At 56.8% G+C, this 24,456-nt stretch carries 20 protein-coding genes and 1 pseudogene; 13 read left to right on the top strand and 8 right to left on the bottom strand.

Translation table 11 applies throughout. The features are described from left to right. Positions 1-30 precede the first annotated feature (30 nt). The 4 genes and pseudogenes from fhuA (at position 31) to fhuB (ending at position 5,952) form a co-directional block, all read left to right on the top strand. Positions 31-2,250: pseudogene (fhuA, locus tag LZU96_RS16600) on the top strand (ferrichrome porin FhuA). A 39-nt stretch (positions 2,251-2,289) separates the two neighbouring features. Further along, positions 2,290-3,084: a Fe3+-hydroxamate ABC transporter ATP-binding protein FhuC gene (gene fhuC / locus LZU96_RS16595; RefSeq protein ID WP_233985259.1), complete on the top strand. Its 795-nt coding sequence runs from the start codon at positions 2,290-2,292 to the stop codon at positions 3,082-3,084. Positions 3,085-3,094: 10 nt separating this feature from the next. Continuing rightward, on the top strand, positions 3,095-3,973 hold the full coding sequence (fhuD, locus tag LZU96_RS16590; protein ID WP_233985258.1) for a Fe(3+)-hydroxamate ABC transporter substrate-binding protein FhuD: 879 nt from the start codon (positions 3,095-3,097) through the stop codon (positions 3,971-3,973). Then, a complete protein-coding gene (gene fhuB, locus LZU96_RS16585; protein ID WP_233985257.1) occupies positions 3,973-5,952 on the top strand; it encodes a Fe(3+)-hydroxamate ABC transporter permease FhuB in 1,980 nt (659 codons plus the stop codon). The genes fhuD and fhuB overlap by 1 nt, the downstream gene beginning before the upstream one ends. A 45-nt stretch (positions 5,953-5,997) precedes the next feature. On the opposite strand, the gene hemL is transcribed toward fhuB, so the two are convergent. Beyond that, the gene (hemL, locus tag LZU96_RS16580; protein ID WP_233985256.1) at positions 5,998-7,278 is read right to left on the bottom strand and encodes a glutamate-1-semialdehyde 2,1-aminomutase; all 1,281 of its coding nucleotides are present in this window, start codon (positions 7,276-7,278) and stop codon (positions 5,998-6,000) included. Between the two features lie 204 nt (positions 7,279-7,482). Here hemL and erpA point away from each other — a divergent pair, with 204 nt between their 5' ends. Next, positions 7,483-7,830, top strand: coding sequence for an iron-sulfur cluster insertion protein ErpA (gene erpA, locus LZU96_RS16575; RefSeq protein ID WP_031375266.1), 348 nt, complete (start codon positions 7,483-7,485; stop codon positions 7,828-7,830). Positions 7,831-7,860: 30 nt separating this feature from the next. Here the strand turns inward: erpA and LZU96_RS16570 are convergent, their stop codons facing one another. The 3 genes from LZU96_RS16570 to mtnN form a co-directional block, all read right to left on the bottom strand. After that, positions 7,861-8,112, bottom strand: coding sequence for a hypothetical protein (locus LZU96_RS16570; protein WP_233985255.1), 252 nt, complete (start codon positions 8,110-8,112; stop codon positions 7,861-7,863). A 114-nt stretch (positions 8,113-8,226) separates the two neighbouring features. Further along, the gene (gene btuF / locus LZU96_RS16565) at positions 8,227-9,030 is read right to left on the bottom strand and encodes a vitamin B12 ABC transporter substrate-binding protein BtuF (RefSeq protein ID WP_233985254.1); all 804 of its coding nucleotides are present in this window, start codon (positions 9,028-9,030) and stop codon (positions 8,227-8,229) included. Then, the gene (gene mtnN, locus LZU96_RS16560) at positions 9,023-9,721 is read right to left on the bottom strand and encodes a 5'-methylthioadenosine/S-adenosylhomocysteine nucleosidase (protein ID WP_233985253.1); all 699 of its coding nucleotides are present in this window, start codon (positions 9,719-9,721) and stop codon (positions 9,023-9,025) included. Before mtnN ends, btuF begins: the two co-directional genes overlap by 8 nt. A gap of 92 nt (positions 9,722-9,813) precedes the next feature. Between mtnN and dgt the strand changes: the two genes are divergently transcribed. From dgt to LZU96_RS16545, 3 genes are all read left to right on the top strand, one after another. Beyond that, positions 9,814-11,304, top strand: coding sequence for a dGTPase (gene dgt / locus LZU96_RS16555; RefSeq protein ID WP_233985252.1), 1,491 nt, complete (start codon positions 9,814-9,816; stop codon positions 11,302-11,304). Between the two features lie 134 nt (positions 11,305-11,438). Continuing rightward, positions 11,439-12,878, top strand: coding sequence for a serine endoprotease DegP (degP, locus tag LZU96_RS16550; RefSeq protein WP_233985251.1), 1,440 nt, complete (start codon positions 11,439-11,441; stop codon positions 12,876-12,878). Between the two features lie 185 nt (positions 12,879-13,063). Beyond that, on the top strand, positions 13,064-14,221 hold the full coding sequence (locus tag LZU96_RS16545) for a CdaR family transcriptional regulator (RefSeq protein WP_233985250.1): 1,158 nt from the start codon (positions 13,064-13,066) through the stop codon (positions 14,219-14,221). 70 nt (positions 14,222-14,291) lie between these two features. Here LZU96_RS16545 and LZU96_RS16540 read toward each other — a convergent pair whose 3' ends face one another. The 4 genes from LZU96_RS16540 to map all read right to left on the bottom strand — a co-directional run bounded on the left by LZU96_RS16540 (position 14,292) and on the right by map (position 19,334). Next, positions 14,292-14,684: a DUF3461 family protein gene (locus tag LZU96_RS16540; RefSeq protein ID WP_193585240.1), complete on the bottom strand. Its 393-nt coding sequence runs from the start codon at positions 14,682-14,684 to the stop codon at positions 14,292-14,294. A gap of 225 nt (positions 14,685-14,909) precedes the next feature. After that, entirely contained in the window at positions 14,910-15,734 is an 825-nt protein-coding gene (dapD, locus tag LZU96_RS16535; RefSeq protein ID WP_233985249.1) for a 2,3,4,5-tetrahydropyridine-2,6-dicarboxylate N-succinyltransferase, read from the bottom strand. 83 nt (positions 15,735-15,817) lie between these two features. Then, a complete protein-coding gene (glnD, locus tag LZU96_RS16530) occupies positions 15,818-18,472 on the bottom strand; it encodes a bifunctional uridylyltransferase/uridylyl-removing protein GlnD (RefSeq protein ID WP_233985248.1) in 2,655 nt (884 codons plus the stop codon). Between the two features lie 67 nt (positions 18,473-18,539). Continuing rightward, positions 18,540-19,334, bottom strand: coding sequence for a type I methionyl aminopeptidase (gene map / locus LZU96_RS16525; RefSeq protein ID WP_233985247.1), 795 nt, complete (start codon positions 19,332-19,334; stop codon positions 18,540-18,542). A 320-nt stretch (positions 19,335-19,654) separates the two neighbouring features. Between map and rpsB the strand changes: the two genes are divergently transcribed. From rpsB to ispC, 5 genes are all read left to right on the top strand, one after another. Further along, on the top strand, positions 19,655-20,380 hold the full coding sequence (gene rpsB, locus LZU96_RS16520; protein ID WP_233985246.1) for a 30S ribosomal protein S2: 726 nt from the start codon (positions 19,655-19,657) through the stop codon (positions 20,378-20,380). Between the two features lie 181 nt (positions 20,381-20,561). Further along, positions 20,562-21,413, top strand: coding sequence for a translation elongation factor Ts (tsf, locus tag LZU96_RS16515; RefSeq protein ID WP_094120979.1), 852 nt, complete (start codon positions 20,562-20,564; stop codon positions 21,411-21,413). Positions 21,414-21,570: 157 nt separating this feature from the next. Beyond that, positions 21,571-22,296, top strand: coding sequence for a UMP kinase (gene pyrH / locus LZU96_RS16510; RefSeq protein ID WP_031375278.1), 726 nt, complete (start codon positions 21,571-21,573; stop codon positions 22,294-22,296). 143 nt (positions 22,297-22,439) lie between these two features. After that, on the top strand, positions 22,440-22,997 hold the full coding sequence (gene frr / locus LZU96_RS16505) for a ribosome recycling factor (RefSeq protein WP_031375279.1): 558 nt from the start codon (positions 22,440-22,442) through the stop codon (positions 22,995-22,997). A gap of 115 nt (positions 22,998-23,112) precedes the next feature. Continuing rightward, a complete protein-coding gene (ispC, locus tag LZU96_RS16500; RefSeq protein ID WP_233985245.1) occupies positions 23,113-24,309 on the top strand; it encodes a 1-deoxy-D-xylulose-5-phosphate reductoisomerase in 1,197 nt (398 codons plus the stop codon). The last annotated feature ends 147 nt before the right edge of the window (positions 24,310-24,456 follow it).

Raw genomic sequence — 24,456 nt, 5'->3', positions numbered from 1 at the left:
GCCGATCCCTCATAGTTAAGAGACACCTTTATGAATGCGCGAACGACTTTTCCTTGTTCTGTAAAAAAACAGTTTTACCGCCAGCCTTTGGGAATCATGATTGCGCTGGCTTTGACCAGCCTGAGCAGTAACCTGCTGGCGGAGGAGACCCTGGTGGTGTCAGCAGACGGCGGTGCCAGCGCGCCAGCCGAAAGCGCGTGGGGACCAGCGGCGACTATCGCGGCGAAACAGAGCGCCACCGGGACCAAAACCGATACGCCGATCGAAAAAAATCCGCAGTCTGTTTCCGTGGTGACACGCGAAGAGATGGAAATGCGTAACGTCACCAGCGTCAAAGGGGCGTTTAACTACACGCCTGGCGTGCTGACCGGCAACCGCGGCAGTTCAGACGTGATTGATGCCCTGTCGATTCGCGGCTTCAGCGAAACCAATACCAACCAGTACCTGGATGGCCTGAAACTGCAGGGGGATAACTACTCTGAGTTCGCCATCGATCCTTACTTCCTGGAGCGCGCTGAACTGCTGCGTGGTCCGGTGTCGGTGCTGTACGGCAAGAGCAATCCCGGCGGTGTGGTCTCGCTGGTGAGTAAGCGTCCGACTCAGGAAACCCTGCGTGAAGTGCAGTTCCAGATGGGCAACGATAACCTGTTCTCAACCGGCTTCGACTTTGGTGGCGCGCTGGATGATGATGGCGTCTACAGCTATCGTCTGACCGGTCAGGCGCGCAGTCAGGATGCGCAGCAGGCGATGAACAAAGAGAAGCGTTACACCCTCGCGCCGGCATTCAGCTGGCGTCCGGATGACCGTACCCGCATTGATCTGCTGACCTATTTCCAGAACGAGCCGGAAACCGGCTATTACGGCTGGCTGCCGCGCCAGGGCACAGTGGTGCCGATTACCCGTCCTGATGGCAGCGAGTACAAACTGCCAACCAATTTTGATGAAGGCGAGCAGAGCAACAAGATTTCGCGTAACACCAAAATGGTTGGTTATAACGCCGAGCACAGCTTTAATGACACCTGGACGGTGCGCCAGAACCTGCGTTATGCCGACCTGCGCACCGATTACCGCAGTATTTATGGCAGCGGTTTTAATCCGCAAACCCAGGAGATTAATCGCGGCTCCGCCATTTCTGAAGAGAAGCTCAATCAGTTTGCGGTCGATACTCAGGCGCAGGCGAAATTTGCCACCGGCCAGCTGGATCACACGCTGCTGCTGGGCGTCGATTATCAACGGACCCGTAACGATATTGATGCTGCCTTCGGCACTGTTACGCCACTTAATGCGATCAACCCCCAATATGGCAATGACACTGCAATCGGTACGCCATACCCTTATCACTATCTCAATAAACAAGAACAAACCGGCCTTTATGCACAGGATCAGATGGAGTGGAATCGCTGGGTACTGACGTTAGGCAGCCGTTACGATTACGCCACGACCTCTGCGCTTAACCGCAGCAGCAGTACCGAAGTGAAAAATCACGACCAGGCATTCACCTGGCGCGGTGGTCTGAACTATGTGTTTGATAATGGTGTGGCTCCCTACTTTAGCTACAGCGAATCATTCATTCCCAACACCGGCACTACGTCCGGCGGTCAACCCTTTGATCCCTCACGCGCAAAGCAATATGAAGCTGGCGTGAAATATGTTCCCAAAGATCGTCCAGTGGTGCTTACCGCCGCCGTTTACCAGCTGACCAAAACCAAAAACCTGACGGCTGAACCCGGTAATCTCAATTTCAGCGTGCAGGGCGGTGAAATCCGGTCGCGCGGTGTGGAACTGGAAGCCAAAGCGGCGCTCAATGCCAACGTCAACCTGACCGCGTCCTAGACCTATACCGATGCGGAATATACCGAAGATACGCTGCTGAAAGGCAAAACGCCGGTACAGGTGCCGAAGCACATGGCCTCCTTGTGGAGTGATTACACCTTCCACGAGACCGCTTTGTCAGGGGTAACGATCGGCGCTGGGGTTCGCTACGTGGGTGAAAGTCAGGGGCTGTATGCTGAAACCACAGATAATAGCGCTGCTGGACTCTCGAACCAGAACTTTAAGGTGGCCGGTTACACCACGGTCGATGCCGCGCTGAAATACGATCTCGCGCGTTTCGGTTTGCCGGGCTCGACAGTGGGCGTCAACGTCAACAACCTGTTTGACCGTGAATATGTCGCCAGCTGCTACCGTGACTACGCCTGCTACTGGGGCGCGGAACGCCAGATTGTGGGTACTGCCACTTTCAGATTTTGATTTATCCGGGCGCTGCGGCGCCCGTTCACAGGGATAACCATGCCGCATCCGCACGCAGAAGACGCGACCTTTACACTGGATAACGCCAGTTTTCAGGTACCGGGTCGTACTCTCCTTCAGCCGCTGTCGCTGACCTTTCCGCCTGGCAAAGTCACCGCGCTGATTGGTCACAACGGCTCGGGTAAATCGACGCTGCTGAAAATGCTGGGTCGTCATCAGAGCGCCAGCACCGGCCAGGTGCTGCTCAACCAGCAGCCGGTTGAACGCTGGAACAGCAAGGCTTTTGCCCGTGAGGTGGCCTATCTGCCGCAGCAGTTACCGGCCGCGGAAGGCATGACGGTGCGCGAGCTGGTGGCGATTGGTCGCTATCCGTGGCACGGTGCGCTGGGGCGTTTTGGTCAGGACGATCGCGACCGGGTCGAGGATGCGATTGCGCGCGTCGGGCTGAACGCCTTCGCCGGACGGTTAGTTGATAGCCTGTCGGGCGGTGAACGTCAGCGCGCCTGGCTGGCGATGATGGTGGCGCAGAACAGCCGCTGTCTGTTGCTGGATGAGCCGACCTCGGCGCTGGATATCGCCCATCAGGTCGAGGTCCTGGCGCTGATTCAGACCCTGAGCCGTGAGCGCGGGCTGACCGTGATTGCGGTGCTGCACGATATCAATATGGCGGCACGCTACTGTGATCATCTGGTGGCGCTACGTCAGGGTGCGTTAATCGCCCAGGGCGGGCCGGAGACGATCATGCAGGCTGAGGTGCTCGGCGAGATTTACGGCATCCCGATGGGCATTTTACCGCATCCGCAGGGCGGCGCCCCGGTCAGTTTTGTCTACTAAGGATGGCCTCATGCCCGATCTGTTACGCCGCAGGTTGATGCTGGCGCTGGCGGCTGCACCCTTGCTCCGCAGCCTGCCGCTGGGCGCTGCCACGCCAGATCTGTCGCGCATTATTGCCCTGGAATGGCTACCCACCGAACTGCTGCTGGCGCTTGGCGTCACGCCCTATGGGGTAGCGGATCTGCACAATTACAACATCTGGGTCGGCGAGCCGTCACTGCCCGACGCGGTGGTGGATGTGGGCCTGCGCACTGAACCGAATCTGGAACTGATGGCGCAGATGCAGCCGTCGCTGATCCTCTGTTCTAACGGCTACGGTCCGTCGAAAGAGAAGCTGACGCGTATTGCGCCCATTATGGGTTTCGATCTGAACAGCGGTGACGGTAAACCTTTTAGCACCGCGCGCGCCTCGCTACGTCAGCTGGCATCACGCCTTGGATTAAGCGCTGTGGCCGGGCAGCATCTGCGCGAGGTCGACAATGAACTGGCTGCGGCGCGCCAGCGTCTGGCACCTTATGCCGGACGGACGCTGTTGCTGATGTCGCTGCTCGACAGTCGCCACGCTATTACCTTCGGCAAAAACAGCCTGTTTCTTGAAGTCATGACCTTGCTGGGCCTGAAAAATGGCTGGCAGGGCGAAACCAACTTCTGGGGCAGCGCGGTGGTGGGTATCGAACAGCTGGCCTCGCTGGGCGAGGTGGATGTCATCTGCTTTGATCATGATAACGAGGCGGATATGCAGCAACTGATGCGTAGCCCGCTGTGGCAGTCAATGCCGTTTGTACGGGCCGGGCGCTTTCAGCGCGTACCGGCGGTCTGGTATTACGGCGCGACGCTGTCGGCGCTGCACTTTGTGCGCGTGCTGGAACGCGCGCTGGAGACGTACTGATGCGCCATGCTCTGTTTCCCACGGCGCTGCTCAGCCTGCTGTTTCTGCTGGCGGCGGGCCTGACGCTGGTTAACCTGCAGCAGGCGTTACCGCCGGCGCAGTGGTCGCAGGCGCTGTGGTCGCCTGTCACCGATAACGTGGCGCAGATGGTGTTTCACTACAGCCTGCTGCCGCGTCTGGCGCTGGCGCTGCTGGTTGGGGCCGGGCTGGGCTTAGCCGGTTTGCTGTTCCAGCAGGTGCTGCGTAATCCGCTGGCCGAACCGACCACGCTGGGTGTCTCCTCTGGCGCACAGCTCGGCATCACCGTGGCGACCTTGTGGCAGTTGCCCGGCGGCGCGATCACTCAGCAGTTCGCTGCCCTGATCGGGGCCGTCGGGGTTGGCGTGCTGGTGTTTGGCGTGGCGTGGCGCAAGCGTCTGTCACCGGTCACCCTGATTCTGGCTGGCCTGGTGCTGAGTCTCTACAGCGGCGCGGTGAACCAGATTTTTGCCATCTTCAATCACGATCAGTTGCAGAACATGTTCCTGTGGAGCACCGGCGCGCTGAATCAGATGAGCTGGGAAAACGTGCTGCAACTCTGGCCGCGTCTGCTGCTGGCACTGCTGCTGGCGCTGGCGCTGCTGCGTCCGCTGACGCTAATGGGGCTGGATGATGGCGTGGCGAAGAATCTGGGGCTGGCGCTGTCGCTGGCGCGTATCGGCGCGCTGGCGCTGGCGATCCTGCTCAGCGCGCAACTGGTCAATGTCGCCGGGATTATCGGTTTTATCGGGCTGTTTGCGCCGTTGCTGGCGAAGTTGCTGGGTGGACGCCGGTTAATCAGCCGGATGATGCTGGCACCGCTGATCGGCGCGCTGCTGCTGTGGCTGGCGGATGGCTGCGTGCAGTGGTTGAGCGTCCACTGGCGCGATATCCCGACCGGCACCGCCACCGCGCTGCTGGGCGTGCCGATTCTGCTGTGGCTGCTGCCACGACTGCGGACCGGCTCGGTGGCACCGGCGCTGAACCAGGGCGATAAGGTTCCGGCTGAGCGACAGCATCTGCTGCGCTGGGCGCTGGCTGGCCTGCTGGTGCTGGCACTGCTGGCGTGGGGCGGCCTGGCGTTTGGCCGCAATGCGCAGGGCTGGATCTGGTCTGCGGGCGAGATGCTGCATCAGCTGCTGCCGTGGCGCGCCCCGCGCGTGCTGGCCGCGCTGGTGACCGGGCTGATGCTCGGCGTGGCGGGCAGTCTGATCCAGCGTCTGACCGGTAATCCGATGGCCAGCCCGGAAGTGCTCGGCATCAGTTCCGGTGCCGCCTGTGGTGTGGTGGTGATGATGTTCTTCGTGCCGAACGATGCGCTGATGTGGCTGCTGCCCGCTGGCGCGATCGGCGCAGCGCTGACCCTGCTGGTGATCATGGCTGTAGCCAGCCGCGGCGGCTTCTCGCCGGAGCGGATGCTGCTGGCGGGGATGGCGCTTAACAGCGCCTTTGTCACGCTGCTGATGCTGCTGCTGGCCAGTGGCGATCCGCGCATGGGCGGCCTGCTGAGCTGGATTTCCGGCTCCACCTATAACATCAGCGGCAGTCAGGCGATACAGAGCGCGATCTGTGCGCTGCTGCTGGTGGCGCTGGCCCCGCTGGCCAGCCGCTGGCTGACGCTGCTGCCGCTCGGTAGCGCAACGGCACGCTCGGCTGGCATGGCATTAACCCCGGCCCGGCTCAGCCTGCTGCTGCTGGCTGCGGCGCTGACTGCCAGCGCCACGCTGACTATCGGACCGCTGAGCTTTGTCGGACTCATGGCACCGCATATGGCCCGGATGCTGGGCTTCCGGCGGGCCTTACCGCAGTTGCTGCTGTCAGGCTTGCTGGGGGCGGGATTGATGGTGCTGGCGGACTGGTGCGGGCGGATGCTGGCGTTTCCGGATCAAATCCCGGCCGGGCTGATGGCGACCTTTTTAGGCGCACCTTACTTTATCTGGCTGCTGCGGCGTTCAGGCTAAAAAAAAGACCGGCGCTTGCCGGTCTGAGATTGCTATTACTGGCGATTACAGCTTCGCGAAACAACGACGCGCGGCGTCGATGGTGCGCTGAATATCTTCTTCGCTATGGGCCAGCGACATAAAGCCCGCTTCAAAGGCCGACGGCGCAAAGTAGACGCCTTCTTCCAGCATCAGGTGGAAGAAGGTTTTAAAGCGCTCCACATCGCAGCGGGTGACGTCGGCGTAACAGGTCACGCTGTCAGCATCGGTGAAGAAAAGGCCAAACATGCCGCCGACGTGGTTAACCACCAGCGGAATGTTTTGCTGCTGCGCCGCGTCACGCAGGCCGGTCGCCAGTTTGCGGGTCAGGGCATCCAGCGTCTGATGGGTACCAGGCTGCGCAATCTGAGTCAGACAGGCGTAACCGGCCGCCATCGCGATCGGGTTGCCCGACAGCGTACCCGCCTGATAGACCGGACCGGTCGGGGCCAGCGCCGCCATCACTTCACGACGGCCGCCAAACGCGCCAACCGGCATCCCGCCACCGATAATCTTTCCAAGGCAGGTCAGGTCCGGACGGACGTTGTAATACTCCTGCGCGCCGCCCAGCGCCACGCGGAAACCGGTCATCACTTCATCAATGATCAACAACGCGCCGAACTCATCACACAACGCCCGCAGGCCGGGCAGGAAGTCTGGCTGCGGCGGAATGCAGTTCATATTGCCGGCGACCGGCTCGACGATGATCGCCGCGATCGCTGCGGGATACTGTTCAAAGGCGGTGCGGACTGAATCGAGATCGTTATAGGTGCAGGTCAGGGTATGCTTCGCAAAATCGGCCGGCACGCCTGGTGAATTAGGCTGACCGAGAGTTAATGCGCCCGAGCCGGCTTTGACCAGCAGATGATCGGCGTGACCGTGATAGCAACCTTCGAACTTGATGATTTTATCGCGGCCGGTAAAGCCTCGCGCCAGGCGAATGGCGCTCATGGTGGCTTCGGTGCCGGAGTTGACCATGCGCACCATCTCCATGCTCGGCACCAGTTCGCACACCAGCTGTGCCATGGTGACTTCCATTTCGGTTGGCGCGCCAAAGCTCAGGCCGCGCTCAGCGGCTTCAATCACTGCGTTGCGAATCCCGGCGTTATTGTGCCCCAGCACCATCGGGCCCCATGATCCGACATAATCAATGTAGGCTTTGCCATCGGCGTCATACAGGTAGGCGCCATTGGCGTGTTCGATAAACAGCGGAACGCCGCCCACACCGGTAAATGCGCGTACCGGCGAGTTTACGCCACCCGGAATCAGGCGTTGTGCCTCGGCAAACAGTTGTTCGGACTTACTCATTTTCGGCTCCAGCGGTTCATAAAAATATCGCGCCATTCTACGGAAGAGGCGCAGCAGACGAAAGCCGGTTTCACCAGCCGCTATACTTAACCTTAGTGAAAGCGGCACAGAGTGCGAAGGGCAGAGCTTGATTGCGCTGAGGTGCTGGCAGATAATAGCGGTATTAAGGTCGTTTTCTGACCTGGACGTTTAGCGGAGTAAAACATGAGTGATGATGTAGCAGCACTGCCGTTGCAGTTTACCGACGCAGCAGCCACCAAGGTGAAGAACCTGATTGCCGACGAAGAGAACCCGGCGCTGAAATTACGCGTTTATATCACCGGCGGAGGTTGCAGCGGCTTCCAGTACGGTTTTACTTTTGATGACCAGATGAACGACGGCGATATGACTATCGAGAAACAGGGCGTTTCGCTGGTGGTCGATCCGATGAGCCTGCAGTATCTGGTGGGCGGTTCGGTGGATTACACCGAAGGGCTGGAAGGCTCACGTTTTATCGTCACTAACCCGAACGCCAAAACCACCTGTGGCTGTGGTTCTTCGTTCAGTATCTGATGATGCAGGCCGTCTTCCTGACGGCCTCGCTTACCACTCTATCGTTACCAGCTGATGGTTTTTTCTTTCACTCCCCTCTGACTGAATGACGCTGCGCGTCACCCGCGGTTGCGCACTTGCCTGTCCGCCGCAGTCGATCTGCGGCACAGACCGCGCTTCAGGACGCTGAATTTCACAGCGTGAAAAGATGACAAGCCTGACGCCAATAGAGCCGCTCACCGATCCCGCCAGCGTGTACGCCGGGATCAGCAGCCCCATCGCCAGTAGCAGTGCTCTGGTCATGTAAGGTTCCTGGTGTTGTTCAAAAAGCGCTAAGCGCTAAAAGGACGGCGAGCATACGTGGCGCGCGCGTCTCATATCTTGATTAACGGCAAAAAAGGCTGTTTCTTTAACCGATTAGTTGGATTTTTGTGCGGGATGCAGGGCGGCACACAGCTGTCCGGCCGCCAGTATCAGCCGTGGGCCGGGACGGCTGAGCCAGTCATCATTAATCGCGATCACCGGCACGCTGAGCTGCGGCTGCCAGAATGTCCGGACGTTCTCAGCCTGGCGGGCAGTCCCGCCGATCACAATCGCCTGCGGATGACGCATCAGCACCTGTTCGCGGCTGACCTGCGGCCAGCTGACACGGCTGTCAGCAAAGATATTCCGACCGCTGCAGAGTTCAATGATCTCGTTTTGTAAGGTCGATCTGGCGGCGGTAAACAGCGGCTGCTGACCAAACTGTAAAAACAGCGGCACCACCGGCAGGTGAGCGTAGCGCTGACGCAGCCCGGCTTCCTGCTGTCGCAATTGCTGTGCGGCTTTCACGGCCTGTTCGGGATGCGGGCTCCACTGCGCCAGCTTGTCCAGCGTGGCGATCATCTGATCCAGCGTAACCGGATCGACCCATTCTATTTTCATTCCGAGCTGCTGTAGCTGATCGATCTGCCGCTGCGGGTTGCCGCCACGCCAGGCTAAAATCAGATCCGGCTTCAGTTGCAGAATACGTTCGAGGTTAATTCCCTGCCAGTTGGCAACCTGCTCAATCGGTTTCGCCTGCGGCGGATAGTCAGACCAGGCGCTGACCGCAATCGGGGTAATCCCGGCGGCAAAGGCGAGTTCAGTCAGGTGGGGAGCGAGGGTGATAACACGCGGTGGGGAAGCCAGCAGGCTGCCGCTGATCAGCAGCAGCCAGCAGAGCAGTAGCGATTTAGCCACGCGCCAGGCGCGCCAGCAGGTTCTCCACCATCAGCGACGACTGCTTAGCCGCAACGCTGAGGAACTCATCAAAGCTCAGATGCGAAGCCTGGTCAGCGACGTCAGAGATAGCGCGAACCACCACAAAAGGCACCTGGAACTGGTGACAGACGTGACCGATGGCCGCGGCTTCCATTTCTACGGCGATCGCCTGCGGGAACTGCTGACGAATGCGTTCCAGCGGCCCGGCACCGTTGATAAAGGCGTCACCGCTGACCACCAGGCCACGTACCGCATTGAGATCGAGCTGCTGAATGCAGGCTTCGGCGGCGGCAATCAGACCACTGTCGGCGACAAAGGCTGCCGGGCAGCCGGCCATCTGGCCTGGCTCATAACCAAAGGCGGTGACATCAGCATCGTGATAACGCACTTCTTCCGATACCACGATATCGCCCACGCTCAGCGAAGAGGCTAAGCCACCGGCAGAACCGGTATTGATCACCACGTCTGGCTTACACAGCTGCAGCAGCAGGGTGGTACCCAGCGCGGCGGAGGTTTTACCAATGCCCGATTTCAGCAGTGCAACCTCAACGCCGTTCAGGATGCCGGTATAAATTTCACAGCCAGCCAGCGATAAAGTTTGACGGTTTTCGATTTTGTCGCGCAGCAGGGTAACTTCCTGCTCCATCGCACCAATAATGCCTGCTTTCATAGTGAGTCCCGCTAATGTAAAAGGTCGAAATTTAGGGCATAGTCTAGCATGGCTAACAGGGGATTAATTCACGAAAAAATAAGGGGTAATCAATGTCAGCGATCAATTTCAGGAAGAAGATCAGCTTCTCACGCCCTTATACCAGTCGAAAAGATCCGGAGGGGGAATATTACATTACCCGCCACTTTGAGAGCGACCGCGGACGGATCATTAATTCCGCGGCCATCCGCCGGTTGCAGCAGAAAACCCAGGTCTTTCCGCTGGAGCGTAACGCCGCGGTGCGCTCACGGCTGACCCACTCGCTGGAAGTGCAGCAGACCGGTCGCTACATCACCAAGGAGATCCTGCAGACCCTGAAAATGCAGGGCGGGCTGGCGCAGTATGGGCTGGACGAGCTGGAAGGCGCATTTGAAAGCCTGATCGAGATGGCGTGCCTGCTGCATGACGTGGGTAATCCGCCGTTTGGTCATTTCGGCGAGGCGGCAATCAACGACTGGTTTGAAGATAATCTTCCCGCTGAGCTGGTCGATCCGCTGGTGGCGGGCGTGGAAGGCGACACGCAACGCCGCGCCTTCGACCAGTTAAATGCGATGATCCGTCAGGACTTGTGTCATTTCGAAGGCAATGCACAGGCGATACGGATGGTTCATAGCCTGTTGCAACTCAACCTCAGCTATTCGCAGGTGGCCTGCATTCTCAAATATACCGCGCCAGCCTGGTGGCAGGGCGAGAAGCCCGCTGAATTTAGCGTATTAATGAAGAAGCCGGGCTTTTATCTTTCCGAGCAGGACTATATTAGCGACCTGCGCGCTGCGACCAATATGGCCGAACATCACCGTTTTCCGCTGACCTATATAATGGAAGCGGCCGATGACATCTCCTATTGTATTGCCGATTTGGACGACGCTGTAGAAAAAGATATATTTAATGTTGAGAGTTTGTATGAATTTCTCAATAAAGCCTGGGGTCCGGTTAAAAATAATGACGCATTCAGCCGCACCATTGGCGAAGCCTGGCGTGAAGCCTGCAGTAAAAAACGCCGCAGCCGCAGCGATCAATTTTTTATGTCATTACGCGTAAATGTTCAGAGTGTGTTAGTGACCTATGCCGTGAAGCGTTTTGTTGATAATCTGCCCGCGATATTCGACGGTCACTTCAATCATGCGCTGCTGGAAGATGATGGCGAAGAGGGCCGTCTGCTGCAGTTATTCAAAACGGTAGCGCGCCAGCAGGTATTTAATCATTCCGAAGTAGAACAGCTTGAATTACAGGGCTACCGGGTGATCAAGGGATTGCTGGAAATTTATCAACCGCTGATGCGTCTCAATTACGAAGCCTTTACTACCCTGATAAACGAGGACTTTTTGCGGCAGCACCCGATAGAGACCCGGCTGTTTCATAAACTCTCCGGCAAACACCGTAAAGCCTATCTGCATAAAATGCGTACGCTGGTGGTAGAGCATAAATATGAGCGGCTGTTGTGGGAACGTTATTATCGTTTTCGCCTGATTCAGGATTATATTAGCGGGATGACCGATCTCTACGCCTGGGATGAGTACCGGCGTTTAATGGCCGTCGAATAATCGTCAATTGTAAAGGTCGGGAATAAATTTTTACCTTTGGTTGAAACTTTAAAAGGAACTTCGCGCTAAAACAATTATCTCACTCATCGACCACAGCAATGGTCTGGACAGTTATCCTCAAGAGAAACCAAAAAATGAAAAAAAAGAGCTTAATGTTAAGTGCGCTGGCCCTGAGCCTGAGTATGGCACTGGCGCCCGTGACCGTTTCCGCTGCGCAAACCGCCTCTTCTGATAGTCAGCAACTGCCAAGTCTGGCACCGATGCTGGAGAAGGTGATGCCTTCAGTGGTCAGTATTAGTGTAGAAGGCACCACCACGGTAAAAACACCGCGTATGCCGCAGCAGTTCCAGCAGTTCTTTGGCGATAATTCGCCTTTCTGCCAGGATGGCTCACCGTTCCAGAGTTCACCGATGTGCCAGAGCGGCGGCGGTGCTGAGGGCGGCGCGCCTGGCCCGAATACGCAGCAGGAAAAATTCCGTGCGCTGGGATCGGGTGTGGTGATCAACGCTGAAAAAGGCTATGTGGTCACCAACAACCATGTGGTGAATAACGCCACCAAAATTCAGGTTCAGCTGAGCGATGGCCGTCGCTATGACGCGAAAGTGATCGGCAAAGATCCAAGCTCTGACATTGCCCTGATTCAGTTGCAGGATGCGAAAAACCTCACCGCAGTGAAAATGGCCGACTCTGACAATCTGCGGGTCGGTGACTACACCGTGGCGATCGGTAACCCGTATGGCCTGGGTGAAACCGTGACCTCGGGCATCGTCTCCGCGCTGGGCCGCAGCGGCCTGAACGTGGAAAATTACGAGAACTTTATCCAGACCGATGCGGCGATCAACCGGGGTAACTCCGGCGGCGCGCTGGTTAATCTTAACGGTGAGCTGATCGGTATCAATACGGCGATTCTGGCACCGGATGGCGGCAACATCGGTATCGGCTTTGCCATCCCGAGTAATATGGTGAAAAACCTGACTGCGCAGATGGTGGAGTTTGGTCAGGTTAAGCGCGGTGAGCTGGGTGTGCTGGGTACCGAGCTGAACTCTGAGCTGGCGAAAGCGATGAAAGTCGATGCGCAGCGCGGTGCCTTTGTCAGTCAGGTGCTGCCAGGTTCGGCGGCGGCGAAAGCCGGTATCAAAGCGGGCGATGTGGTGGTGTCAATGAACGGTAAACCACTGACCAGCTTTGCGGCGCTGCGTGCCGAAGTGGGTTCGCTGCCCATCGGCACCACCCTGAAGCTGGGCCTGCTGCGCGACGGTAAGCCAGTGGATGTTTCGGTTCAGTTGCAGCAGAGCAGCCAGGCGAAAGTGCAATCCGCCACCATCTACACCGGTATTGAAGGCGCGGACCTCAGCAACAGCGAAGTCGGCGATAAAGGGGTTCGCGTGGATAACGTCAAAGCGGGCAGCGCTGCTGCGCGTATCGGCCTGAAAAAGGGCGATGTGATTCAGGGCGTGAACCAGCAGCCGGTGACCAATCTGGGCGAACTGCGTAAGATCCTTGATTCTAAACCGTCGGTACTGGCGCTGAACGTCAAGCGCGGCGACAGCAGCATCTACCTGCTGATGCAGTAAGCGATAACGCAAGGCTATCAGGCGGACTTCGGTCCGCCTTTTTTATTTCCTCTGTCCGTCACCGGGCAGAATGTGATGCTGACCGCAAATTCGCTAAATGCACGGCTGGCTCTGTGCAGTTGCACAATGTTCTGGCCGCCATCCATGCGTATTCTATCTCTCCCCCTCTTTTTCTGGAGTAATGGATGGCTACCTATCATCTTGATGCCCGGCTGGCGCAGGATATCGTGGCGCGCACCATGAAAATTATTGACAGCAATGTCAACGTGATGGACGCGCGTGGCCGGATTATCGGCAGCGGCGATCGCGAGCGGATTGGGGAATTGCACGAAGGCGCGCTGCTGGTGCTCTCTCAGGGACGGGTGGTCGATATTGATGAAGCGGTGGCGAAACATCTGCACGGGGTACGGCCGGGCATTAACCTGCCGTTGCGGATTGATGGCGATATTGTCGGGGTGATCGGTCTGACCGGTGAGCCGCTGGCGCTGCGCCATTATGGTGAACTGGTCTGTATGACGGCAGAGATGATGCTGGAGCAGGCGCGGTTGCTGCATATGCTGGCGCAGGACAGCCGCCTGCGTGAAGAGCTGGTGCTGAACCTGATTCGCAGCGATACCCTGTCGCCCCAGCTAACCGAATGGGCGCAGCGGCTCGGCATCGATCTTAACCAGCCGCGGGTGGTCGCTGTGGTTGAGGTCGATAGCGGCCAGCTCGGTGTGGATAGCGCCATGTCAGAACTGCAACAGCTTCAAACGCTGCTGACCACGCCGGAGCGTGACAATCTGATCGCCATTGTTTCGCTAACCGAAATGGTGGTGCTGAAACCGGCCCTGAACGGGCATGGACGTTACGATCAGGAGGATCACCGCCGACGGGTAGAGCAGCTGTTGCAGCGGATGAAAGAGAGTGGTCATCTGCGGATGCGGATTGCGCTGGGGAACTTCTTCACCGGCCCTGGCAGCATTGCACGTTCTTACCGAACTGCCCGCACCACCATGATGGTTGGTAAACAGCGGATGCCGGACGTGCGCAGCTATTTTTATCAGGATCTGGTGCTGCCGGTGCTGCTCGACAGCCTGCGCGGCGGCTGGCAGGCCAATGAACTGGCGCGGCCGCTGGCGAAGCTCAAGAGCATGGATAACAACGGCTTGCTGCGACGGACGCTGATTGCGTGGTTTACGCATAATGTGCAGCCGAGTGCGACTGCACGTGCGCTGTTTATCCACCGCAATACGCTGGAATATCGACTGAACCGGATTTCGGAGTTAACCGGGCTGAATCTCAGCCATTTTGACGATCGGCTGCTGCTCTACGTGGCACTGCAGCTGGATGAGCAGGGCTGAGAGAAACGGCGCGGCAGAAAAAGCAAAGGCCAGCAGTGCTAGCCTTTTTCATCGCTGGTCTGGCAGGGAATTAACGACCGCTGCGGGTCAGCTTTTCCAGATCAGATTCAATTTCGGTAATCTTGTGTGATACCACGCTTTCCAGATGACGCAGGTCATCAAGGATTTTGCGTTTCAGGTCCACTTCAACCTGGTCGCGCTGGCAAATCTGGTCCAGCTCGTCGATCACATAGCGCAGATTAGGACTGATTTCCTGCACTTCTTTGTAGCCCTGCGTGGCGTGATCGGCTACTACGGTTTTGCGCTGACGCGGATATTTGAATTTTACGCTTTTGGCGAAAAACTCCCCTTTGTCTTTGCGGAAGTAGATCTTGAGAATATCGTTATTGGCTTCCTGACGCAGGCTGTAGCGATCAATATCGTCCGGATTACTGATACCTAAGCTTTTCAGATTGTCATACATAGCGTTGTTTCCATCAAAAAGTGAGAAGCGCGCAGTCGTGTTCATGACGTTAAACAACTGTAGACATAAATAAGCTGGATGAACATTGCGCGACGGGATTTAACTGGCGCGGATTATGACCTGAATAAAAACTAAACGCACCAGTTAATTCGCGGCGCGAAGCATGTTATTTGGGAATGGCTGTAAAGAAAAGATGACGGGCCGGTTTCCAGCCCGTCAGTGACATCAGTCGATGGTACGCAGCAGTTCGTTGATACCTGTTTTGCCAAGCGTTTTCGCATCTACTTTCTTGACGATAACGGCACAGTAGAGGCTGTAGCTGCCATCTTTAGAGGGCAGGTTACCGGAAACCACCACCGATCCCGCCGGCACGCGGCCATAATGCACTTCACCGGTTTCGCGGTCATAAATTTTGGTGCTCTGGCCGATGTAAACGCCCATCGAGATCACCGAACCTTCTTCAACGATGACGCCTTCAACGATTTCAGAGCGCGCGCCAATGAAGCAGTTATCTTCGATGATGGTGGGGTTTGCCTGCAGCGGTTCCAGCACGCCACCGATACCCACGCCGCCAGAGAGATGAACGTTTTTACCGATCTGCGCACAGGAACCCACGGTCGCCCAGGTATCCACCATGGTGCCTTCATCCACAAAGGCACCAATGTTGACGTAAGAAGGCATCAGCACGGTGTTGCGGGCGATATAGGCACCCTGACGCACCGCCGCAGGTGGCACGACACGGAAACCCGCTTCTTTGAAACGCGTCTCATCCCAGCCAGCAAATTTCATGGGTACTTTGTCGTAGAAACGGGTTTCCGCGCCTTCCATTACCTGGTTGTCGTTGATGCGGAAAGAGAGCAGGACCGCTTTCTTCAGCCACTGATGCGTTACCCACTCGCCGTCGATCTTCTCGGAAACGCGCAGTGCACCGCTGTCCAGCAGAGAGATCACCTGGTTGATGGCATCACGGGTTTCGTTGTCGACGCTGGCTGGGGTGATATCAGCACGACGTTCGAAGGCGGATTCAATAACGCTCTGTAACTGTTGCATATTTTTTTCCTGATCTGTCATGTGCAGTGCCGGGCAATCCCCCGACACCAGTAAAAAGTTTAAGATTCACAAATCGACTTTGGTCACACTTTATCGTTTGGATTAAGGGCTTCTGTCAACCGTTGTTGCAACGCTTTACGCATTTCTTCACTCAGCGCCTGGCGCTCACTGTTGGCGAGAATAAACAAATCTTCGACCCGCTCGCCGATGGTGCTGATGCGCGCGCCGTGCAGCGAGACGCCGAGATCGGCAAACACTTCACCGACCCGCGCCAGCAGGCCAGGCTGATCGAGCGCCACCAGTTCCAGGTAGCTGCGGCGGTCGGTGTGGGTTGGCAGGAAATTGACTTCGGTATCCACGCTGAAGTGCTTCAGTTTGGCCGACGGACGACGGGTTCGCGGCGGCACCCAGTCTGACTGGGTAATCGCCTGTTCCAGCGCCTGAATAATCATCGGATGGCGGTCGGGTGACAGCGGACTGCCATCGGGCTCCAGCACAATAAAGGTATCCATCGCCATGCCGTCGCGGCTGGTAAAGATTTGCGCATCGTGCACGCTGAGGTTGCGGCGATCCAGCTCGCCCGCCACGGCGGCAAACAGGTGCGGTCGATCCGGACTCCAGATAAAAATCTCGGTGCCGCCGCGCGTCGCCTGCGGGCTGACCAGTACCAGCGGTTTTGTCAGATCGTGGCCCATCAGATGCCGGGCATGCCAGGCGATCTGATTCGGCGTATGCCGCAGGAAATAGTCGGCGCGGCAGCGGTTCCAGATTTGGTGCAACCGCTCTTCATCGATATTGTCCATCCGCAGCAGCGCCAGCGCCTGCAGACGATGGTGGCGCACCCGTTCGCGCAGGTCCGGGCTATTCTCCATACCGCGCCGCAGCTGTTTCTCGGTGGCGAAAAACAGTTCGCGCAACAGGCTCTGCTTCCAGCTGTTCCACAGGCTTTCGTTGGTGGCGCAGATATCCGCCACGGTCAGGCAGACCAGATAGCGCAGCCGGTTTTCATTCTGCATCACCTCGGCGAACTGCTGGATCACCGTCGGGTCCTGAATATCGCGGCGCTGCGCGGTGACTGACATCAGCAGATGATGGCGCACCAGCCAGGCGACCAGCTGGGTTTCACGCGAGTTCAGGCCGTGCATTTCAGCGAAGTCGAGCGCATCCTGGGCGCCGAGAATCGAGTGATCGCCGCCGCGCCCTTTGGCGATGTCATGTAGCAGCGCAGCCATCAGCAACAGCTCCTGCTGCGGCAGGCGCGGCCAGAGCTCAACGCATAGCGGGTGCTGCGATCGGGTCGTTTCGCTGGCGAAACTCTCCAGCTTCTGCAGGACGCGAATGGTGTGCTCATCAACGGTATAGGCGTGGAACAGATCGAATTGCATCTGGCCGACAATATGACCCCACAGCGGCGTGTAAGCCCATAACACACTGTGACGATGCATCGGCACCAGCGCCCGGCTGACGGCGCCAGGATGACGCAGAATAGACATAAAGGTGCGACGCGCTTCCGGGATCTGACACAGCGGCTGTTTCAGATGGCGGCGCGCATGGCGCAGATGACGCAGCGTGGTGGAGTAGATGCCTTTAATGGCGTCGTTGCGCACCATAACGTAGAACATGCGCAGAATCGCCTGCGGCTCACGCTCAAACAGGGTGGCATCGCGCAGGTCAATCAGGTCGCCGCGCAGCTGAAAGTCATCGTCGATCGGGCAGGGCTTTTCACTGGTCGGCAGCGCCAGAATGGCTTCATCAAACAGCTGCAGCAGCATCTGATTCAGTTCACCGATCCGCCGCGTGACCCGGTAAAAATCTTTCATCATCCGCTCGACCGGCTCGTTGCCTTCGCCCTGATAGTTGAGGCGTTGCGCCACGCTGAGCTGACGATCGAACAGCAGACGGTTGTCGTAGCGGGGCAGGGAGAGGTGCAGGGCGAAGCGGATGCGCCAGAGAAACTCCTGGCACTCGTTCAGCTCGCTGCGCTCCACTTCGGTGAGGAAACCGAAGCCGACCATCTCATCCAGCGTGGTGGCTCCAAAATGGCGGCGCGCCACCCATTGCAGAGTGTGGATATCGCGCAGACCGCCAGGGCTGCTTTTGATGTCTGGCTCAAGGTTATAGCTGGTGCCGTGATAGCGTTTATGGCGCTCCTGCTGCTCTTCGATTTTGGCGGCGAAAAAGGATGACGAGGGCCAGAATCCGTCGCTGAAGACGTTTTTCTGCAGTTCAAGAAACAGCGCCACATCACCGGTCAGCATCCGTGACTCAATCAGGTTGGTCGCAACGGTCAGATCCGATAAGCCTTCCAGCAGACACTCTTCCAGAGTGCGCACGCTGTGGCCGACTTCCAGCTTCAGATCCCACATCAGGGTCAGCAGCGCGCTGGTGCGCTGTGCCGCCTGGTCATCCAGCGGCTGACGGCTGAGGATCAGCACGTCGATGTCCGACAGCGGATGCAGTTCGGCACGGCCATAACCGCCGACGGCCACCAGGGCGATATCACTCATCGGGTCAAAGCCGAAGAAGCGCCACAGGCGACGCAGCAGGCGATCGATAAACAGCGTGCGGGCGTCAATCAGCGGCTCGACCGGTTCACCGGCGTCGAACGCGGTGGACAGGTACTGATGAAACTGCTCCAGCCGCTGTTTCAGGATGTCGCGGGTGAGCTGATCGTCATCCCATTCGGCCGGGGAATCGACCAGACCGTTTTGTACCTCTTCCGACAGGCTCACGCTCATGCAGCTCTTCTCTTCTTCAGCCAAAAAAAAGCCGGCATAGCGCCGGCTTGATTCTGTAGTGGGGGAATTACCCTTCAGCAACCAGCACCGCAGGCAGGGTGTCATCTTTGCGCAGGGTTAAGATCTCACAGCCGTTTTCCGTCACCACAATAGTATGCTCATACTGCGCGGACAAGCTGCGATCTTTGGTTTTTACCGTCCAGCCATCTTTCATGGTGCGGATGCGGTAATCGCCCGCATTGACCATCGGTTCTACGGTAAAGGTCATGCCCGCCTGCAGCACCACGCCGCCATCGTCCGCATCGTAATGCAGCACCTGTGGCTCTTCATGGAAGCCCTTGCCGATGCCGTGACCGCAATACTCACGCACCACCGAGAAGTCATTCGCCTCCACATATTTCTGAATCGCGCGGCCCAGCTCACGCAGACGGATGCCTGGCTTAATCAGGCGCAATGAAAGATAGAGGCTCTCCTGCGTGACGCGGCACAGACGCTCGCCCTGAATGGTCGGCTTACCCACGATAAACATCTTCGAGGTATCACCGTGGTATTCATCTTTAATCACGGTGACATCGATATTGATGATGTCGCCATCTTTTAACTGGCGGTCATCGCTGGGGATACCGTGACAGACCACCTCATTGACCGAAATGCAGACCGACTTCGGAAAGCCGTGGTAGCCGAGGCAGGCAGAAACTGCCTGCTGATGCTGCGTGATGTAGTCGTGGCAGATGCGGTCCAGCTCACCGGTGGTGACACCCGGTTGAACGTGTGGCTCGATCATCTCCAGCACCTCGGCAGCCAGACGGCCCGCAACGCGCATTTTTTCGATTTCTTCAGGGGTTTTAATTGAAATTGCCATTAAATTAATCCGCATTTGTCGAAATTTTCGACAATAATAAGTTCTGTGCTGTCATGTTAGCAGCCAGTAAATGGGCTGCCAAATAGAGAACGCGCTGGCCTCCGTCAGCGATCATTTATTGGCGTCCAGGGCGCGGTTATGGTATAAAGCGCGCCGACGATTCTCTGCAGGCTGGGTCTATCGGTCGGCAGGAAACGCATAACTCTCATTATGTGTAATAAAACACACATGTATCGACACATACGCCGGGGTGCCTTGAAAGAGGTCGGTCGTATGGGATACATGGAGGCCCAACCCCAATCAAACTTTTAGAGGTTATCATGGCAACTGTTTCCATGCGCGACATGCTCCAGGCTGGTGTTCACTTCGGTCACCAGACCCGTTACTGGAACCCAAAAATGAAGCCATTCATCTTTGGTGCTCGTAACAAGGTTCACATCATCAACCTGGAAAAAACTGTCCCTATGTTCAACGAAGCTCTGGCTGAACTGAACAAGATCGCTTCCCGTAAAGGTAAGATCCTGATCGTAGGTACTAAGCGCGCTGCTGCTGAAGCGGTAAAAGAGTCTGCACTGAGCTGCGACCAGTTCTTCGTAAACCACCGCTGGTTAGGTGGCATGCTGACCAACTGGAAAACCGTACGTCAGTCAATCAAACGTCTGAAAGATCTTGAGACTCAGTCTCAGGATGGTACTTTCGACAAACTGACCAAAAAAGAAGCGCTGATGCGTGGGCGTGAGCTGGCCAAGCTGGAAAACAGCCTGGGCGGTATCAAAGATATGGGCGGTCTGCCAGACGCGCTGTTTGTTGTTGATGCCGACCACGAACACATCGCAATCAAAGAAGCAAACAACCTGGGTATCCCGGTATTTGCTATCGTTGATACCAACTCAGATCCAGATGGCGTTGATTTCGTTATCCCAGGTAACGACGATGCGATCCGTGCTGTAAACCTGTACCTGACTGCCGTTGCGACCACCGTGCGCGAAGGCCGTTCTCAGGACCTGGCTGAGCAAGCTGAAGAAGCGTCTTTAGAAAACGCTTAATAAGGTTTGCTCTGCATAAGAGCCCTTAGTATTCAGATGTGATCTGTAAGGGGCCAATGCTGGCCCCTTTATTTTATCTAAGTCTGTCACGCTCCCTTCGGGACAGCGGGACAGAGTAAATTTTCCGCAAATAAGTGTCTGTGGGTGCAAACGTACCGGGGCACGAACCGAGGATTCTGGAATGGCTGACATTACCGCTGCATTGGTAAAAGAACTGCGCGAACGTACTGGCGCGGGCATGATGGATTGCAAAAAAGCGCTGACTGAAGCGAACGGCGACATTGAGCTGGCGATTGAGAACATGCGTAAGTCTGGCGCAATCAAAGCAGCGAAAAAAGCAGGCAACGTTGCTGCTGATGGCGTAATCAAAACCAAAATCGTTGGTGACTACGGCGTGATTCTGGAAGTGAACTGCCAGACTGACTTCGTTGCGAAAGATGGTGGTTTCCAGGCATTCGCAGACAAAGTTCTGGATGCGGCTGCAGCGGATCGCGTTACCGACGTTGAAGTCCTGAAAGCGCAATTCGAAGAAGAGCGCGTTGCGCTGGTTGCTAAAATCGGTGAGAACATCAACATCCGCCGTGTGGCAATCCTGGAAGGCGCAGAGCTGGGCAGCTACCTGCACGGCGCACGTATCGGCGTACTGGTTTCAACCACTGGCGCAAACGAAGATCTGATCAAGCAGATCGCGATGCACGTTGCGGCGAGCAAGCCTGAGTTTGTTAAGCCAGAAGACGTTTCTGCCGACGTGGTAGAGAAAGAGTACCAGGTTCAGCTGGACATCGCGATGCAGTCTGGCAAGCCAAAAGAGATTGCAGAGAAGATGGTTGAAGGCCGTATGAAGAAATTCACCGGCGAAGTTTCTCTGACCGGTCAGGCTTTCGTTATCGACCCAAGCAAAACCGTTGGCCAGGCGCTGAAAGAGCAGGGCGCTGACGTCATCAATTTCATCCGCTTCGAAGTGGGTGAAGGCATCGAGAAAGTTGAGTCTGACTTCGCTGCAGAAGTTGCAGCCATGTCCAAACAGTCTTAATGCTCTGAAAGAACCGCCAGAAGGCGGTTCTTTTTTGTCTGTGAACCGCAACAGACACGTTTTCAGTTTCATCCCAATAGCAATTTGATTGCGGTAAGCGGATGATCGATCAGATTTTACTTCTCCTTATCACCCTATCTTCCAGGAAGAACTGACCATGGCGACCAACGCAAAACCTGTTTATCAACGTATCCTGCTGAAACTGAGCGGCGAAGCCCTGCAAGGCGCTGAAGGTTTTGGTATTGACGCGAGTGTGCTTGACCGTATGGCACAAGAGGTAAAAGAACTGGTTGAACTGGGCATCCAGGTTGGCGTTGTGATTGGCGGGGGTAACCTGTTCCGTGGCGCAGGCCTGGCACAGGCGGGCATGAACCGCGTCGTGGGCGACCACATGGGAATGCTGGCGACCGTGATGAACGGCCTGGCAATGCGTGATGCACTGCACCGCGCCTATGTGAACGCACGCCTGATGTCGGCAATTCCACTGAACGGCGTCTGTGACAACTACAGCTGGGCGGAAGCGATTAGCCTGCTGCGCAACAACCGCGTGGTGATTTTCTCTGCCGGTACCGGTAACCCGTTCTTCACCACTGACTCTGCTGCCTGTCTGCGCGGCATTGAGATTGAAGCCGACGTGGTACTGAAAGCAACCAAGGTTGACGGCGTTTACTCTGCCGACCCGGTGAAAACCCCGGACGCGACGCTGTATGAACAGCTCACCTACGCTGAAGTGCTGGATCAGGAGCTGAAAGTGATGGATCTTGCCGCCTTCACTCTGGCGCGTGACCATAAATTGCCGATCCGCGTCTTCAACATGAATAAACCTGGCGCACTGCGTCGCGTAGTGATGGGTGAAAAAGAAGGCACCCTGATTACGCATTAATACCCGAGGCGAGATAAAATAAGGTATATTCTGTCAGCGCGATGATAACGCATCGCGCACCAGTCAGGATTATCGATGATTATCGATCCCGCTTCCGGTTATGCCGGAACTGGCCAGGTCAAACCGAATCCAAGGGTTTCAACGTGATTAACGACATCAAAAAAGATGCTGATACGCGCATGGACAAATGCGTCGAAGCATTCAAAACCACCATCAGCAAAGTGCGCACCGGTCGTGCTTCACCTTCGCTGCTCGACGGCATCGTCGTCGAATATTACGGTACGCCAACGCCGCTGCGTCAGCTCGCCTCCGTCACCGTGGAAGATTCACGCACGCTGAAAATCAACGTGTTTGATCGCTCCCTCGGTCCGGCAGTCGAAAAGGCGATCATGACCTCCGATCTGGGCCTGAACCCAAGTTCAGCCGGCACGGATATTCGTGTTCCGCTGCCTGCACTGACGGAAGAGCGCCGTAAAGACCTGATCAAAATCGTGCGCGGCGAAGCCGAGCAGGGCCGCGTGTCGGTACGTAACGTCCGTCGCGATGCCAACGATAAAATCAAAGCGCTGCTGAAAGATAAAGAGATCAGCGAAGACGACGAGCGTCGTGCGCAGGATGAAATTCAGAAAATGACCGATGCACACATCAAGAAAGTTGATGCTGCACTGTCAGAAAAAGAGACGGAGCTGATGGATTTCTAATCCCATCACTGCCGGACAAAACGCCGTACAGAGAGGTATTCGTATGAATGCGACATCTGGCGGCGTTTTACATTGTGCCTGCGGGCACGTCTGTTGACTTCACATGGATAGCATCATGAAGCGATTAACTCTGCTGGGCTCAACCGGGTCGATCGGCACCAGTACCCTGGCGGTGGTGCGCGCCAATCCGGAGCGTTACCAGATTACGGCGCTGGTTGCCGGCCAAAACGTAGCGCTGATGGCCGAACAGTGTGCCACTTTCCATCCGCGCTATGCCGCAATGGCCGACGAAACGTCAGCAGCCGCGTTGCGTGAGCGACTGAGAGCACTCAAGGTAAACACTGAAGTGCTCTCCGGCGTTCAGGCAGCCTGTGAGCTGGCAGCGCTGGATGAGGTCGATCAGGTGATGGCGGCAATTGTCGGCGCATCCGGTCTGCTGCCGACGCTGGCAGCGATCCGCGCCGGCAAAACCGTGCTGCTGGCGAATAAAGAATCGCTTGTCACCTGCGGCCGTTTGTTTATGGAGGCGGTGCGCCATCATAATGCTCAATTACTGCCGGTCGACAGCGAGCATAACGCCATTTTTCAGAGTTTACCGGCTACCATCCAGCATCAGTTAGGTTACGCTGACCTGCAGGATAACGGCATTGAGTCGATTATCCTTACGGGATCAGGTGGTCCTTTTCGTGACACAGATTTAGCGGATCTTAGCGCCATGTCGCCGGATCAGGCCTGTGCACATCCGAACTGGTCAATGGGGCGAAAAATCTCCGTTGATTCGGCCACCATGATGAATAAAGGTCTTGAATACATTGAAGCCCGTTGGCTGTTTAATGCCAGCGCAGCGCAGATGGAAGTGATACTGCACCCACAATCGGTGATTCACTCCATGGTGCGATACTGCGATGGCAGCGTGCTGGCTCAGTTGGGTTCTCCCGATATGCGTACGCCGATTGCCCACAGCATGGCCTGGCCTGCGCGTATTCACGCTGGCGTCACGCCGCTGGATTTCACCCGCATGTCGGCGCTGACGTTTGCAGAACCTGATTTTGGTCGCTACCCCTGTCTGAAGCTGGCGATTGACGCTTGTGAAGCAGGGCAGGCGGCGACCACCACGCTCAATGCTGCCAACGAGGTTGCCGTTGCGGCTTTCCTGAATCACCAGATTCGCTTTACCGACATCGCCGCGCTGAACAGCGCTGTGCTGGCGGCACAGGCGTGTCCGGAACCGGATTCGGTGGACGCTGTCCTTGAAATCGATCGCACCGCACGCGCGCTGGCGACAGAAATGTTGTCGCGCTTCACGTCGTGACGCCGATCGTTATGAGGCCATTTGTTCGCTTCAGGTGAAAATGGTATAGTCGCTGGCTCGCGTTTCACGGTCTGTCACCGGATTCGGTGTAGCCTGACATAAGGTGTCAGGATTTAGATCGGGCGCAATGTATTCAGAAACCACAGC

Origin of the sequence: Pantoea agglomerans (genome assembly GCF_021397715.1) — a bacterium.
Classification (GTDB): domain Bacteria; phylum Pseudomonadota; class Gammaproteobacteria; order Enterobacterales; family Enterobacteriaceae; genus Pantoea; species Pantoea astica.
This window is presented reverse-complemented; position numbering and strand designations above follow the sequence as displayed.

Excerpts from the sequence above, each read along its gene's own strand:
- fhuC (WP_233985259.1), top strand. The coding sequence starts at position 2,290 with ATGCCGCATCCGCACGCAGAAGACGCGACCTTTACACTGGATAACGCC.
- fhuD (WP_233985258.1), top strand. The coding sequence starts at position 3,095 with ATGCCCGATCTGTTACGCCGCAGGTTGATGCTGGCGCTGGCGGCTGCA.
- fhuB (WP_233985257.1), top strand. The coding sequence starts at position 3,973 with ATGCGCCATGCTCTGTTTCCCACGGCGCTGCTCAGCCTGCTGTTTCTG.
- hemL (WP_233985256.1), bottom strand. The coding sequence starts at position 7,278 with ATGAGTAAGTCCGAACAACTGTTTGCCGAGGCACAACGCCTGATTCCG.
- erpA (WP_031375266.1), top strand. The coding sequence starts at position 7,483 with ATGAGTGATGATGTAGCAGCACTGCCGTTGCAGTTTACCGACGCAGCA.
- LZU96_RS16570 (WP_233985255.1), bottom strand. The coding sequence starts at position 8,112 with ATGACCAGAGCACTGCTACTGGCGATGGGGCTGCTGATCCCGGCGTAC.
- mtnN (WP_233985253.1), bottom strand. The coding sequence starts at position 9,721 with ATGAAAGCAGGCATTATTGGTGCGATGGAGCAGGAAGTTACCCTGCTG.
- dgt (WP_233985252.1), top strand. The coding sequence starts at position 9,814 with ATGTCAGCGATCAATTTCAGGAAGAAGATCAGCTTCTCACGCCCTTAT.
- degP (WP_233985251.1), top strand. The coding sequence starts at position 11,439 with ATGAAAAAAAAGAGCTTAATGTTAAGTGCGCTGGCCCTGAGCCTGAGT.
- LZU96_RS16545 (WP_233985250.1), top strand. The coding sequence starts at position 13,064 with ATGGCTACCTATCATCTTGATGCCCGGCTGGCGCAGGATATCGTGGCG.
- LZU96_RS16540 (WP_193585240.1), bottom strand. The coding sequence starts at position 14,684 with ATGTATGACAATCTGAAAAGCTTAGGTATCAGTAATCCGGACGATATT.
- dapD (WP_233985249.1), bottom strand. The coding sequence starts at position 15,734 with ATGCAACAGTTACAGAGCGTTATTGAATCCGCCTTCGAACGTCGTGCT.
- glnD (WP_233985248.1), bottom strand. The coding sequence starts at position 18,472 with ATGAGCGTGAGCCTGTCGGAAGAGGTACAAAACGGTCTGGTCGATTCC.
- map (WP_233985247.1), bottom strand. The coding sequence starts at position 19,334 with ATGGCAATTTCAATTAAAACCCCTGAAGAAATCGAAAAAATGCGCGTT.
- rpsB (WP_233985246.1), top strand. The coding sequence starts at position 19,655 with ATGGCAACTGTTTCCATGCGCGACATGCTCCAGGCTGGTGTTCACTTC.
- tsf (WP_094120979.1), top strand. The coding sequence starts at position 20,562 with ATGGCTGACATTACCGCTGCATTGGTAAAAGAACTGCGCGAACGTACT.
- pyrH (WP_031375278.1), top strand. The coding sequence starts at position 21,571 with ATGGCGACCAACGCAAAACCTGTTTATCAACGTATCCTGCTGAAACTG.
- ispC (WP_233985245.1), top strand. The coding sequence starts at position 23,113 with ATGAAGCGATTAACTCTGCTGGGCTCAACCGGGTCGATCGGCACCAGT.